The 13683-nt window shown below is 67.4% G+C and carries 11 protein-coding genes; 9 read left to right on the plus strand and 2 right to left on the minus strand.

What is annotated here, in order from left to right:
• Positions 1-97 precede the first annotated feature (97 nt).
• From U7114_RS06650 to U7114_RS06680, 7 genes are all read left to right on the plus strand, one after another.
• Positions 98-1333, plus strand: coding sequence for a thiamine pyrophosphate-dependent enzyme (locus U7114_RS06650; protein ID WP_323056877.1), 1236 nt, complete (start codon positions 98-100; stop codon positions 1331-1333).
• On the plus strand, positions 1330-2442 hold the full coding sequence (locus tag U7114_RS06655; RefSeq protein ID WP_323056878.1) for an alpha-ketoacid dehydrogenase subunit beta: 1113 nt from the start codon (positions 1330-1332) through the stop codon (positions 2440-2442). Before U7114_RS06650 ends, U7114_RS06655 begins: the two co-directional genes overlap by 4 nt.
• A 2-nt stretch (positions 2443-2444) precedes the next feature.
• Positions 2445-3947: a dihydrolipoamide acetyltransferase family protein gene (locus U7114_RS06660; RefSeq protein WP_323056879.1), complete on the plus strand. Its 1503-nt coding sequence runs from the start codon at positions 2445-2447 to the stop codon at positions 3945-3947.
• Between the two features lie 694 nt (positions 3948-4641).
• Positions 4642-5802 (plus strand): family 16 glycosylhydrolase, encoded by a 1161-nt coding sequence (locus U7114_RS06665; RefSeq protein ID WP_323056880.1) that lies wholly within the window; start codon positions 4642-4644, stop codon positions 5800-5802.
• 132 nt (positions 5803-5934) lie between these two features.
• Positions 5935-6750 carry an MBL fold metallo-hydrolase gene (locus U7114_RS06670; protein WP_323056881.1) on the plus strand — a complete coding sequence of 272 codons (816 nt, stop codon included), beginning with the start codon at positions 5935-5937 and terminating at the stop codon, positions 6748-6750.
• A 120-nt stretch (positions 6751-6870) separates the two neighbouring features.
• Positions 6871-7803 carry a lipid kinase gene (locus U7114_RS06675; protein ID WP_323056882.1) on the plus strand — a complete coding sequence of 311 codons (933 nt, stop codon included), beginning with the start codon at positions 6871-6873 and terminating at the stop codon, positions 7801-7803.
• A complete protein-coding gene (locus U7114_RS06680; RefSeq protein ID WP_323056883.1) occupies positions 7784-8659 on the plus strand; it encodes an SGNH/GDSL hydrolase family protein in 876 nt (291 codons plus the stop codon). The genes U7114_RS06675 and U7114_RS06680 overlap by 20 nt, the downstream gene beginning before the upstream one ends.
• A gap of 76 nt (positions 8660-8735) precedes the next feature.
• On the opposite strand, the gene U7114_RS06685 is transcribed toward U7114_RS06680, so the two are convergent.
• Positions 8736-9584 (minus strand): SGNH/GDSL hydrolase family protein, encoded by an 849-nt coding sequence (locus U7114_RS06685; RefSeq protein WP_323056884.1) that lies wholly within the window; start codon positions 9582-9584, stop codon positions 8736-8738.
• A gap of 497 nt (positions 9585-10081) precedes the next feature.
• Here U7114_RS06685 and U7114_RS06690 point away from each other — a divergent pair, with 497 nt between their 5' ends.
• The gene (locus U7114_RS06690; RefSeq protein WP_323056885.1) at positions 10082-11419 is read left to right on the plus strand and encodes an EAL domain-containing protein; all 1338 of its coding nucleotides are present in this window, start codon (positions 10082-10084) and stop codon (positions 11417-11419) included.
• A 91-nt stretch (positions 11420-11510) separates the two neighbouring features.
• Complete coding sequence (locus U7114_RS06695) at positions 11511-12209, plus strand: hypothetical protein (protein ID WP_157241464.1); 699 nt, start codon at positions 11511-11513, stop codon at positions 12207-12209.
• A 663-nt stretch (positions 12210-12872) separates the two neighbouring features.
• On the opposite strand, the gene U7114_RS06700 is transcribed toward U7114_RS06695, so the two are convergent.
• Positions 12873-13541: an ArsR/SmtB family transcription factor gene (locus U7114_RS06700; protein ID WP_157241466.1), complete on the minus strand. Its 669-nt coding sequence runs from the start codon at positions 13539-13541 to the stop codon at positions 12873-12875.
• Positions 13542-13683 lie beyond the last annotated feature (142 nt).

Here is a 13683-nt window from a genome sequence, read left to right on the forward strand (position 1 = left end):
AATCGCGCAGCTTCTCCACGATTCCTGAGGGAGCTGGATACGAAACCTGCCCCGGGCGGATACTGGGAAGGAATAGTGGCAACAGAAGGACGGAACAATGACGATCTCCGCAGACCACACCGCGGCGGACACAACATCCGCCGACCAGGCAAGCGCAGCCCCCGCCGGGAATGACCTCTCGGAAACGGCCAAGAAGTTCGGCATCAGCGCCGAGGACTACATGCTCCCGGCCCGGCACCAGATCCAGATGGTGGACCCGGCCGGGCGGCTCCTGCCGGACAGTGAGCAGGGCACCGAACCCGGCCACGAATACCCCCTGCCCGGCGACGGCGAACTGCTGGCAGCGTACGAACAGCTCGTCGTCGGCCGCCGCGTCAATGACCAGAACTCCGCGCTGGTCCGGCAGGGCCGCATGGCCGTCTACCCGTCCAGCCACGGCCAGGAGGCCTGCCAGGTGGCCGCCGCCCTCTGCCTCTCCGACGGCGACTGGATGTTCCCCACTTACCGCGACGCCGTCGCCGTGATGACCCGCGGCGTGGACCCCGTCCAGGTGATGACCATCTTCCGCGGCGACTGGCACAGCGGGTTCAACCCCCTCCAGCACAAGGTGGGCATCCAATGCACCCCGCTCACCACCCAGCTGCTGCACGCCGTGGGCGTGGCCCACGCCGCCAAGCTCCGCGGCGAGGACACCGTGGTGCTGGCCATGTGCGGTGACGGCGCCACCAGCGAAGGCGACTTCCACGAGGCCCTCAACTTCGCCGCCGTCTTCCACCTGCCCGTCATCTTCTTCGTCCAGAACAACAAGTACGCCATCTCGGTGCCGCTGGCGCACCAGTCCGTGGCGCCGTCGCTCGCGCACAAGGCCGTGGGCTACGGCATGGCCGGCGAACGCGTGGACGGCAACGACGTCGTGGCCCTCCTCGCCGTCCTGGACCGCGCCGTGAAACTCGCCCGCGAAGGCTCCGGCCCCCTGCTGGTGGAGGCCAACACCTACCGCATGCAGGCCCACACCAACGCCGATGACGACACCCGCTACCGCGAAAGCAGCGAGGTTGCGGAGTGGCGGGCCAAGGACCCGGTGAACCGGATGCGGACCTACCTGACGGACCGCGGCCTGCTGGACCCCTCCGTGGAAGCGCGGATCGCCGGGCACGCCGAAGCCGTGGCCACGCAGCTGCGCGACGGCCTCAGCGAGGACGTCCCCGTGGACCCGCAGGAACTCTTCCGCCACGTCTTCGAAAAGACCACGCCCCAGCTGAAGGAACAGTCCGCCCTGCTCGCCGACGAACTCGCCCGCGACGCAGCATCATCACAGGAGGCCGGCAAGTGAGCCCCACCATCACCACCTCGTCCGAGGCCAACGGCAACGTCAGCGCCGCCACCGCCCGGGCAGCAGCCTCCGCCGCCGCCACCGCGGAAGCGTCCGGCCCGCAGCCGGTCACCATGGCCAAGGCCCTCAACACCGCCCTGGCCGACGCCATGCACGCCGATCCGTCCGTGCTGGTGTTCGGCGAGGACGTCGGCATGCTCGGCGGGGTGTTCCGCATCACCGACGGGCTCACCGCCACCTTCGGGGAGCAGCGCTGCTTCGACACCCCGCTGGCCGAGTCCGGCATCGTGGGCATGGCCGTGGGCATGGCCATCAACGGGATGCGCCCGGTCATCGAGATGCAGTTCGACGCGTTCGCCTACCCGGCCTTCGAGCAGATCGTCAGCCACGTGGCCAAGATGCACAACCGCACCAAGGGCGCCGTGAAGCTGCCCATGGTGATCCGGGTGCCCTACGGCGGCGGCATCGGGGGAGTGGAGCACCACTGCGACTCCTCCGAGTCCTACTACGCCCACACCGCCGGCCTGAAGGTGTTCACCCCGGCCACCGTGGCGGACGGATACCGGATGCTCCGCGAGGCCATCGACTCCGACGATCCCGTGATGTTCATGGAGCCCAAGAAGCTCTACTGGTCCAAGGACCTGGTGGACCTGGACGAGCTGCGCCGCCTTCACACGGAAGGCACGACGGCGGGACGCACCACCGAAGGCCGCGCCGCCGTCGCCCGTCCCGGCACGGACGCCACGCTGATCGCCTACGGCCCGTCCGTCCCCACCGCCCTCGCCGCCGCAGAGGCCGCAGCGCTGGAAGGGCGCTCGCTGGAGGTCATCGACGTGCGCACCATTGTCCCGTTCGACGACGAGACCGTGTGCGCGTCGGTGCGGAAGACCGGCCGGGCCGTGGTGATCGCCGAGGCCCACGGCTTCGCGTCCGTGTCCTCCGAGATCGTGGCCCGCGTGCAGGAGCGCTGCTTCCACCACCTGGCCGCCCCCATCCGCCGCGTCACCGGGTTCGACATCCCGTACCCGGCGCCCAAGCTTGAGAAGTACTACCTGCCCGGCGTGGACCGCATCCTCGACGCCGTCGACGACCTTCAGTGGGAGAACTGACCATGAGTGAAACGCGTGTGTTCTTGTTGCCGGACCTGGGCGAGGGCCTCACCGAGGCCGAGCTGGTGTCCTGGCATGTTGCCGTGGGGGACGAGATCTCCGTGGACCAGCCCATCGCCGAGGTGGAGACCGCCAAGTCCACGGTGGAGGTGCCCTCCCCGTACGCCGGGATCGTGGCCGAGCTGCACGGACAGCCGGGCGAGACCCTGGACGTGGGGAAGCCGCTGATCTCGGTGACGCCTGTCTCCGTGGCTGGCACCGCCGCGGACGATGCCGCCCCCGCCGAGCCTGCCGGGCCGGTGGTTGAGCCTGCTGAAACTGAGCTGGGCGAGCCCGCGGCCGAGCCCGCCAAAGCCCACCCGGAAGCGGAGGCGTACCGCGAGGAGGAGAAGGCCGGATCCGGCAACGTACTGATCGGCTACGGGACCCCGGGCGGCCACGGCGTTGCCCGGCGCACCCGCGCCCGCAGGTCATCGGTTGCCTTGGCTGAGCCTGCGGACACCACGCCCGCCGGAACTCCCGCCGAGGACGACCTCACCCTGCTGCGCACCCGCGTCCCCGGCAGGCTCGGTGCCGTGATCTCCCCGCTGGTCCGGCGCATGGCCCGGGAACACGGCGTGGACCTCGGCGAGCTCCCCGGCTCCGGTGAGGGCGGGCTGATCATGCGCCGCGACGTGGAAAAGGCCATCCATGCCCCGGTGGTCGAGCCTGCTGAAACTACGCCCGCCGAAACCCCGAAGTCCCCGGCTGAACCCGCCAAAACCACAGCGGCACCGGAGGGCACCGATGCCCGGACCGGGCTACCCATCGCTGCCCGGACGCCGGTCAGGGGCGTGCGCAAGGCCGTTGCCGCCAACATGGCGCGCAGCCGTTCCGAGATCCCCGAGGCGACGGTCTGGGTGGATGTCGATGCCACCGGTCTGTTGGAGCTTCGCGAAGGGCTCAAGGCCGGCGGCGCCCAGGTGCCGGGCCTGCTCGCGTTCATCGCGCGTTTTGTCACGGCCGGGCTAAAAAAGTACCCGGAGCTGAACACACGGATCGAGACTGCGTCCGATGGGTCCCAGGAGATTGTCTCGTTCGACGGCGTCAACCTCGGCATCGCCGCCCAGACCGACCGCGGCCTGGTGGTCCCGTCCGTCCGGGCAGCCGAGAAGCTGACCGCACGCGAACTGGACGCCGAGATCCGCCGGCTCACCGACGTCGCACGCCAGGGCAAGGCGACCCCCACGGAGCTCGGCAGCGGCACCTTCACGCTCAACAACTACGGCGTGTTCGGGGTGGACGGCTCCGCGGCGATCATCAACCACCCCGAGGTGGCCATCCTGGGCGTGGGCCGGATCATCGACAAGCCCTGGGTGGTGAACGGAGAGCTCGCCGTCCGCAAGGTCACCGAGCTGACCCTGACCTTCGACCACCGCGTCTGCGACGGCGGCACGGCAGCCGGCTTCCTCCGCTTCGTGGCCGACGCAATCGAAAACCCAACCACCCTCCTCGCCGACATCTAACCCCCCACCCGACGCTCTCTCACTTAACGTCGGTTTAATTCCAACCATCTCTCACCTGATGTGGGTTTAACCCAAACCCTCTCTCACTCGATGCGGGGACCAGCCTCGAAAAGGCAAAGCGAACGACGGCGGCCGCGTGCCGCCGTCGTTCGTGTTCCGTGCAAAGGGCCAAGGACCGCCAGTTCGGCAGCCGACGCGTGAAGGTCCCCCAACGTCTTGTTCAAGCCCCCTATTTCGCCTTTTCGGACGGAGTGCCGGCGGGCGGCCAAATTGCCTTGGAGTTTGCCAGGCACGCCAGTCCATCAAGCGGCTCAGGAGGCCCACAGGGAAAGCAGGGCTCGGGCGGCGCGGGGGCCGACGGCTTCTTTGCGAATCGACGCTGATCCGCCGCCTCCGCCATCGGCCCCGGTCTGTTTTTCAACACTCTGGACCCGGCAGCTCAAGAACAGGCAGGCATTGCGTCAAGAATTTCTCAAGACTGCAGCGGTCCCTGCGGTCCTGAGGGGGGATGATGTGCGGGCGGCATTCCGCTGGCAGTTACCTAAACAGGTACCCGGGCGGAGTTGAATCCCAAATATGAGTACTCAATACTCGTGACCGGCCGCGGCGTCGCACCTAGGCTGGACGGAAGGGGATGAGACCGGGGCGCTGCGTTCTTGCCCGCAGTCCCCTGCGGACCACGCTGGGAGGACACATGGCAAACAGGCCCCGCAACGGCCTTTTCGCCTGGATGGGTGCGCCACGGACGCCGCGGCATCCTGTCCCTGAGGACGGAACGTCACCGGCGGAGTCGATCAAGCAGCCCGCGCGGACCGGCGGCGCCGTCCTGATGATAGTGTCCCTGGCGCTCACAATCGGCTCGCTCAGCGTTGCCGCGAATACCCCTGGACCCCAGCCTCCAGAAGGGAAAGACGCAGAGCCGGTGACCCAGGCGACTGGCTCGGCGCAGCCCGCTACGGGTGCTCCTACCCCGGAGCCAACTACTTCTGATCCTGGGCCGCCGCAGCCAATTGCCGAGGCCGGCTCTCCGGAACCCACGGCGGAAACCGCATCCCCGGAGCCAACCCAGGACGGCGGGTCCGGGCCGGCTGCCAATACCGAGTCCTCACCCTCCCTTGAGGCCGTGCCGGTGGGCGACCTGCCCGGCTGGAGGCAGGTCTTTGTTGAGGATTTTACGGACGGGGACGTGCCCCTGGGCGGTTTTCCCGGCATCTACGGGTCGAGATGGAGCGAGACCTACAAGGACGGCACGCCAGACACCCATGCCAAGACGCAAGAAAAGGCCGCCAGAACGTCCGGCTATTTTCCATCCAAGGTATTGAGCGTCCATGACGGCCTCCTGGATATGTACCTGCACTCGGAAAACGGCGTCTCCATGGGTGCGGCGCCCTCCCCGAAATTCGACGGCGCCAGCCAGCCGCCGTACAACAGCCAGCTCTACGGGCGCTACTCGGTGCGTTTCAAGGCAGATGCCGTGCCGGGTTTCAAGGTGGCCTGGCTGCTCTGGCCCGTCAGTAAGCAGTGGCCGCAGGACGGGGAGGTCGATTTCCCGGAAGGGGACCTGTCCAAAGTCATCTATGCTGCCTTGCACGGCATCGGCCCGGACGGGCACACCTTCGACGTCTTCCGTCCCAACGTTCCGTTTACGGACTGGCATGTGGCAACCACCGAGTGGAGCCCCGGGCGCATCGAATTCTTCCTTGACGGCAAGTCCATCGGCGTTGCCACGTCAATGGTCCCGAACACGCCGATGCGCTACATCCTGCAGACCGAGTCCTGCCTGACAGGCTGCCCGGCACCCGACGCCAGCGGCCACGTGTACGTCGACTGGGTGGCCATCTGGGCCAGGAACTAGGCGCGGCCCGCCCGGGTTTTCCGGCAGGCCCGGCCACCGGCATGCGTGCGCGTCCCGGGAACTTCAAGGGCCGGTAGGTACAATCAACGCCTAGAGGAACGCACACTGCTTTGCCGGAGGTACGGAGAAACAATGTCGGAATGGCTCGAAGTCGGCGCGAACAACTATGTGCTGGTCACCGAAGGATCGCTGCTGAACACCGGACTGGTGGTGGGATCCGAGCGGGCCATGGTGATCGATACCGGCTGCGGCCCCCGGCAGGGCCAGGAAATCCTGGACGCGGTGCGGGACAAGACCCAGCTGCCGCTCGTCGTGGTCAACACCCACGCGCATTACGACCATTTCTTCGGCAACGCGGTGTTTGCTGAGGCCGGCGCCACCGAGTTCTGGGCGCACCAGAACTGCGCCACCGAAATCGAAGAGCGCGGGGACCTCCAGCGCCGCTTCGTGGGGACGCTGGAACCGGAGATGTCCACCGGGGAGGGCGAAAACGTGGAGCTCGTGGTCCCCAACGCCATCGTCAAGGACCGGCCGGTGCTCGTTGACCTCGGCGGGCTGACCGCCACCCTGTTCTACCTGGGCCGCGGCCACACGGACGGCGACCTGCTGGTGGGCACCCCCACCACGCTGTATGTGGGTGACCTGGTGGAGCAGGGCGCGCACCCGTCCTTCGAGGACTCCTTCCCGGAGGAGTGGGCGGACGTGCTCCGCCACATCTCGGCGCTCCGCCACCGCTACGAGTTCCTGATCCCCGGGCACGGGAAGCCGTGCAGCGACCAGTTCGTCAAGACCATGGCCCACACGCTGACCACCGCGGTCCGCCAGGCGCGCCAGTCCATCCGCGACACCCCGGACGACGCCACCAAGGCCATCCCGGTCCTGCCCTACGGGCCGGAACAGTCGCGCTGGTTCATCAAGCGGCTGCAGGAGACCCGCCGCGAGCACTAGCCAAAGTAGAACGTACGACGGCGGCCGCGTGCCGCCGTCGTTCGCCTTGTGTTTCGCAGGGCGGACCTTCCGCCCGGCAGCCCGGCGTTTTCCCAGCCCGCCCCGCCTAGGATGTTCCCCATGAAGGTTGCCCGAGAGGCGAACTCCGCTGCCGTGGTGATAAACGCCGGGGCGCGCCTGGGAGCGGCGGCGCCCGAGCTGGCGGTGGACACCCTGCAGAGGGCCGGCCTGCCCGTTTCCTCCGTGCACCACGTGCTGTCCGGCGCGGACCTGCCCGGAATCCTTGACCGGGTGGTTGCCGACGGGCACGACCTGGTGGTGGTTGGCGGCGGTGACGGGACGGTGTCCTGCGCCGCCGGCCGGCTCGCCGGGACCGGAATCGTGCTCGGCGTCCTGCCGCTGGGCACCGCCAACGACCTTGCCCGCACGCTGGAGATCCCGGGCGATCTTGCCGGCGCCTGCGCCGCGCTCGCCGGCGGCAAGGTGGTGGACATCGACCTGGGGCGGGCGAACGGCCAGCCCTTCCTGAATGTCGCGTCCGTTGGCCTGTCGGTCGGGGTCACCGAGACCCTCAGCCCCCGCCTGAAGCGGTACCTCGGTCCGGCCGCCTACGCCGTGGCCGCCGTGCGCGCCTACGCCCGCCACCGGCCGTTCCGGGCCCGGCTCGAGTTCCCGGAGGGGGACCATGACACGCTGGAGCTCGAGGACATGCTGCAGGTGGCGGTGGGCAACGGCCGGCACTACGGCGGCGGCAACACGGTCTCGCCGACGGCCGGGATTGATGACCACCTCCTGGATATCTACGCCATCCCCGGGGCGCCGCTCCGCGAGCACATGCGCATCGCACGGCTGCTGAAGGACGGCAGCTTTGTGGAGCGCCACGGCGTGCACCACCTGACCACCCGGCGGGTCCGGCTGGTTACCGAGCCGCCCATGCACGTGAATCTCGACGGCGAGATCGCCACGGCCACGCCCGCCGACTTCACCATCGAGCGCAATGCCGTGCACGTTGTGGTGCCGGAAAGCAGCACCAGTGCCCGGTTCGATGGCTAGCGGGCCGCGCCGGCCGGCCGGCGGTGCCTTCAGGTCCAGGCAGGAATGGCTCAAGTACGGCGGACTTTTTGTGCTGGCCGTGCTGGCGTTCGGGGTGGCTGCCATTGCCCTGATGGGACCCCCGAACCCGGACGAAGCGGGCCCGGCGGCCGCAAGCCCCGCGGCCGCAACACCTTCGGCCGCCGTGCCGACAGTTACAGCTTCCGTGGCGCCGTCACCCACTGGTACTGCCGCGCCTGCAACGGGCGGAACGCCGGGAATTGAGCTGCCCGCCGAGCCCGTCCTGCTGATTCTCGGCGACTCGTACACGGCCGGGGTGGGGGCGGACCAGCCGGACCAGGGGTGGGCGTACCTCGTTGCCGCGGAGCTCGGCTACCCCGCCACGGTGGACGGCTCGGGCGGAACCGGGTTCGCCTGGGGCGGCGGGGCGCAGGACGACGGGGGTGAAGAGTACGAAGTCCGGTTGCGGAAGATCGCCGACAATGCCGCCTTCGTGCCCAACGTCCTGGTGCTGCAGGGCGGACAGAACGACTCCTCCGTGGCCAATCCGGATGAAGTGGAAGCCGCCACTGCCCAGACCATCGAGGCGGCACGGAGGTTCTGGCCGGGTGTCCAGGTGGTGGTGCTCGGGCCGTCGGCTCCGCAGCCCCTGGCGGAGGGACTGCGCGGCGTGAACAGCGCCGTCCGCGCCGGTGCCGCGGCAGCCAACGCGCCCTTTATTGACGCCGTCGAGGGCAACTGGTTCACGGTTGCCAACAGTCCCGGTTTCGACGCCGACGGCGCCCACCCCAACACCGCCGGCCACGCCTACATCGCCGGGAAGTTCCTGGAGTCCTGGGCGGGCCTGACGCGGTAAGCCGGCGGGTGCCCCGCGCTGAAGGCAAGGAAGTACGACGGCGGCGCGTGCCGCCGTCGTACGCTTTGCCTGCGCGTCAGTTGCTGAGGGCGGGGATCTTCGCTTCGCGGATGATGGCGTCAGCGTAGCCCAGGGCGTAGCCGGTGGCATTCGGGTGGAAGCTCATGCCGCTGAAGGGGTCGGCCGGGTCGAAAAAGAACCAAGAGCCGGGCAGGCCGACTCCGTGTCCCTCGAACTCGTCGGTGACACTGACGTAGACGGTACCGGGGGACTTCTTGGCCGCCTCCTTGATGGCCTTGTTCAGGGTGTCCGTGCCTTTGTTGAAGACCTTCGCCGCTTCGTTGGTGATGTAGCCGTTGGCCCCGACTTCCGGGGAGAACAGGTGCGGGTAGCCCAGTGCCACGATTTTGGCATTCGGTGCCTGGGCGCGGATGGCTGCGTAGGCCGCGGTCAGGGCCGGGAGGACAACGGTCTGGGCAACGGCTTCCGCGGCCTTCACCTCCGCCGCGCAAACCTCCAGGGGGCGCAGCATGCAGGCCCCGAGCAGGTTCCCGAACCCGACGTCGTTGCCGCCGGCGGTGATGGTCACCAGGTCAGTTTCCGCGTTCAGGACGCCGGCGGCGGATGCCACCTGGACCTGCAGGGGCACCATGGCGGCGGTCCAGCCCGCGCAGGCTGCGTTGGCCGTGAGCTGCACGTGGTCCTGGGTGTCCAGCACATCGGCGTAGCCAGGCGATGACTGGTAGCACGGCTGCAGCTCGGCGGGGTAGAGGGGAGAGACGGTGACAGACGGGGAAGCGCCGATGCCGGAGGTATAGGAATCCCCCAGGGCGACGTAGTCCAGCGGCGCCGCGTCCTGGGCGGCTGCGGGCGCTGCTACGGAGCCGGCCAGCAGTCCGGCGATGACGGCGGCCAGCAGACCCATGCGCCCCGCACTGCCCCTTCGGGTGCGGGCGCGTGGGCTTGCCCCTGGCTCAGACTGCGTGATCCGGATTTCCCTAGCGGATGTGTTCTTCACGGTTCTTCTCCCTGGCGTATTGCCAGGTGCCGTGGCTCCTGGCTTCTGGCTTGTGTGTCGAGCGGTCCGCCCGGCCCTACCTTCCATGGCGTTACTACAGCGTTACGGGCACAGGCATGCCGTCAGGCTATATTGAGTTACTAAACATGTTTGGTAATTGGGCTCCGGGGGGAACCATGGCTCCAGTCAGCAGTGTCCGCGTTTCGACCTTTCAGTCATTCCGGTACGTCTACGGTGCCAAAGCGGGGCCGGCCAGTCCTGAGGCCGGCACGGGGAAACCCTGAGGTGCCCTGATGCGGAAGCCCCCGCCGGCCGGCAGTCCCCGCCCGGCGAAGAATGATTCTTCCGGCTCCCCGGTCCCCGGCGGGCAGGCACAGTTTCGGCCCTCCCCGTTGCGGCCGTGGATGTTGTACTCCTGCTTCCTGGCCGGCCTGATCCTCGCACTCACCGTTCCGGCGGTCCTGCTGGACGAACCTTGGGGCGCGGTTGTGCTCGCCGTTGTGGCTGTAATGGCAGCCGGTTACTTGCTGTGGGGCCTGCCGCGCATCCGGGGCCGGAAATCCATTGCCGCGTCCACAACGTCCCATCTCCTGGAAGCTGTGCTGGCCACCAGTAGGGAATGGCTGTGGACCATCGGCCCGGACGGCAGGTTCACCTTTTCCGGGCCAATGTCCCGGGAGCTCCTCGGGTATGACCCTTCCGAACTCCTCGGCCAGCACTACAGCCAGATCATCGAACCCGATGACCTGGCCCGGGCGCTGCAGGACAGGGTGGGCCTGGAGGGTCCTGACGCTTCATGGTCCGGTCTCGTGACCACCTGCCGGCACCGGGACGGCCACCGTGTCCTTGTTGAGGTTTCCGGCAGGCCGACCTTTGACGGGCAGGGGCAAGTGTGCGGCTTCGAGGGGACCACGCGTGCCCTGGACACGCCCCCGGCCCTTGGCGCTGCGGCCGAAGAAGCCTTCGCCGGGGTAGAAGCCATGCTTTCCTCCCGTACGTTGTTGACGGCCTTCCAGCCCATCCGCGCTTCGGACTCCGGCGCTGTGATCGGGGCGGAGGCGCTGACGAGGTTCCTGAGCGCTGACGATCCCGGGATGTCCCCGGAGGCCTGGTTTGCTGAGGCCGCCTCTGTGGGGCTGGGTGTTGACCTGGAAATAATTGCGCTTCAGTCGGCGCTGATTGCCGCGGAGTCCCTGCCGGAAGACCTCTACGTGGCCGTCAATCTTTCCCCTGGGGCGTGCCTTGATAATCGGGTGGCCGGTGTCCTGCTGGGCTGCGGCATTCCACTGGGGCGCATTGTGCTGGAACTGACGGAGCACCACGAAGTGGCCGACTACGGCCAGCTTGGAGGAGTGCTGGCTCCCCTGCGGAGCGCGGGTTTGAGGATTGCTGTAGATGACGCCGGTGCAGGGTTCGCTTCCATGCGCCACATCGTTGAACTCAGGCCGGATCTGATTAAGCTCGACCGGAAGGTCATCACCGGCATCAACGCCGACGCGGGCCTGCAGGCTTTGGGCGCCGCCATGGTCGGCTTCGCCCGGGAGATCGGTGCTTCCCTCGTTGCCGAAGGGATTGAAACCGAGGCTGAACTTGCGGCCGTGCGGAAGCTGGGCATGGGTGCAGGCCAAGGTTACCTGCTGGGCAGGCCCACTGTGGCCACGGAGGAATGGAAACAGTGGTCCAGGGCGGGCTCAAACCGCAACCCCTCCACCCGCCCGGCGGGACGGCACGAACGTCCGTAACCTTCGGGGACCACCCATCCCTGAGCCATGGTGGTGCGAATCACAGGAAGACCACCGAACCTCCTCGGTGGTCCCTGGTAGGGAGCAGAAAATGAACAGAAATTCCAAGCTGGCTATTGGCGGCGCGGCAGCAGCTGTACTCACAGTGGTATCCCTTGGTGCAGGCCCGGTTCTGGCCAATAACGGAAAGTCACCGGACAAGTCCGTCACGCTCACGGCTGTGCTCAGCGAACTGAACGGCTCCGGCGCATCCGGCACCGCGACGGCCGTGGTGAAGAACCAGAAAATCGAACACATCGAGGTCCACGCCGAGGGCCTGACACCGGACGCACCCCACGCCCAGCACATCCATTACGGCAATGACGCACTGAACGAGTGCCCCACCCTTGCCCAGGACTCGAACCGGGACGGGCGCATCAACACTGTTGAAGGGATACCGGCCTACGGCCCGGTGGTGGTATCGCTGAACACCACGGGGGACACCACCCCGGCCAGCTTCCTCGATGTGGCCCGCTTCCCTGTCTCCAGCGACGGGATCTTCAGCTACAGCCGGGACAATATCGAATTCACCGATGTCGCCGGAACGGGCTACCCCGGTGCCGGCGGGCTCGGCACGGCCAAGCAGATCGCGGATTCCATCCGGGAAGGCGAAGGCGTCCTGGTCATCCACGGGCTGGACTACGACGGCAACGGAACCTACAACTTCAGCGACCCCGAAGGCGCAAGCGAGCTGAACGGTGCCTTGCCTGCCGAAGCCACCGATCCGGCGGTGTGCGGCGTCCTGCGCTGATCCCCTGACCGGACAGATCCCCTGACCGGACTGGCCGCTGCTGGGGGCGGCCAGATCCAGAAAGACCCCTTTCGGCAAACTCCGTATCCCCGGGAAATTCACCCTGCGTGGTCTGCCCGGAAAGCTCTTAGCGCATCGTCTCTAATCCATTTCCTGGTCAGGAAGACGTCCAAAGCACAGGACGCCAGGAGAGTCGCCCAGGAGACCCATAAAGGTGCAAGACCCGCAAAAACCAATGCCATGACTGCAAGGACCAAGGCGCCGGAAGCATAGTTGTAAATTCGCCGCCTCGAAGTGGCTTCAAGGGCATCTTGCCGCTCGCGAAAGTAGTTCAGCATTGAGTCCCTCCAAGGGAGCTAACGGCAATGTCCGTCACTCTATCGGAACGCCATGGCCCGGATGGGTGATGACCATGTACCTGCCCGGGGGACTGCGCGGGGCTCGCGCTTGGCGGTGCCCCCTGGCACCGCCAAGCGCTGAGACTCATCGGTTGCCCGACTCAAGGCTGCGGTACTCCTGGACCCAGTTCCAGCCGCACCTTCGTGCGCCGCTGCCTTTCACTGATTACTGTGGACTGCCATCCTCAAGGGACGCGGCAGATAGCGTCAAGAATTTCCCAAGACTTCCTCAAATTCCGGGTCCACCTTCCTGCTGAGGCCGGCGTCAGGTGACCGACTGCTCTACCGGGAGTCCTGCCGCCTTCCACTCAGGGAAGCCCTCCTCAAGCCGTGCGGCCGTGCGTCCTTCGTCCGTGAGAATCCGTACGGCCTCGTCCGCAAACAGGCAGTACGGTCCGCGGCAGTAGGCCACCACTTCGCCCCCTCGGGGAACCTCCCGCAACCGGGACTTGACGTCCGAGAGGGGCACGGAGATCGCACCGGGAATATGTCCGGCGTCGTATTCCGGCTGTGGCCGCACGTCCAGCACTACCACGTCGCCCTGCCGCAGCCGCAGCAGCAGATCGTCGCGCGTGATGGTGCTCAGGTCGGCGCGGTCGCCGACGTAGGCGCGGACCAGTTCGCCCAGTTCCCCGGCGTGGGTTTCGGCTGTCTCCCGAAGTGCCCGCCATAGCCGTTCCACGGCCGGGCTGGCGAGGGAATAGTAGATCCGCGTCCCCGAGCGCCGTGAGGAGGCGAGGCCGGCCCGCAGCAGGCGCTGCAGGTGCTGGGATGTGTTGGCCATGCTCTGGTGGATCTCTGCGGCGAGCTCTTCAACCGGCCGCTCGCCCTGGGCAAGGACATCGATGAGCTGGGCCCTCCGGCCGTTCCCTATCGCCTTGGCCGCTTCCACGAGGACGTCGTAGAGCGCATCCTTGTCCTGCTGGTCGCCCATATGTGCCTCCTATTCAAGATATCTCTTGACAAGCCTACCTCCGCGGGTTTCTTATTCAAGTATCTACTTGAATAAGAGAGGGGGCGGTGGCCGTGTCCACCATCCAAACGCCACATCAGCAGGAGTCCCGCCTTCGGACAGG

Origin of the sequence: Pseudarthrobacter sp. C1 (assembly GCF_034720455.1) — a bacterium.
In the GTDB taxonomy this organism is placed as follows: Bacteria; Actinomycetota; Actinomycetes; order Actinomycetales; family Micrococcaceae; genus Arthrobacter.

Bases quoted from the DNA above. Each gene is read 5' to 3' on its own strand.
- U7114_RS06650 (WP_323056877.1), top strand. From the start codon at position 98: ATGACGATCTCCGCAGACCACACCGCGGCGGACACAACATCCGCCGAC.
- U7114_RS06660 (WP_323056879.1), top strand. From the start codon at position 2,445: ATGAGTGAAACGCGTGTGTTCTTGTTGCCGGACCTGGGCGAGGGCCTC.
- U7114_RS06665 (WP_323056880.1), top strand. From the start codon at position 4,642: ATGGCAAACAGGCCCCGCAACGGCCTTTTCGCCTGGATGGGTGCGCCA.
- U7114_RS06670 (WP_323056881.1), top strand. From the start codon at position 5,935: ATGTCGGAATGGCTCGAAGTCGGCGCGAACAACTATGTGCTGGTCACC.
- U7114_RS06675 (WP_323056882.1), top strand. From the start codon at position 6,871: ATGAAGGTTGCCCGAGAGGCGAACTCCGCTGCCGTGGTGATAAACGCC.
- U7114_RS06685 (WP_323056884.1), bottom strand. From the start codon at position 9,584: ATGGGTCTGCTGGCCGCCGTCATCGCCGGACTGCTGGCCGGCTCCGTA.
- U7114_RS06690 (WP_323056885.1), top strand. From the start codon at position 10,082: ATGTTGTACTCCTGCTTCCTGGCCGGCCTGATCCTCGCACTCACCGTT.
- U7114_RS06695 (WP_157241464.1), top strand. From the start codon at position 11,511: ATGAACAGAAATTCCAAGCTGGCTATTGGCGGCGCGGCAGCAGCTGTA.
- U7114_RS06700 (WP_157241466.1), bottom strand. From the start codon at position 13,541: ATGGGCGACCAGCAGGACAAGGATGCGCTCTACGACGTCCTCGTGGAA.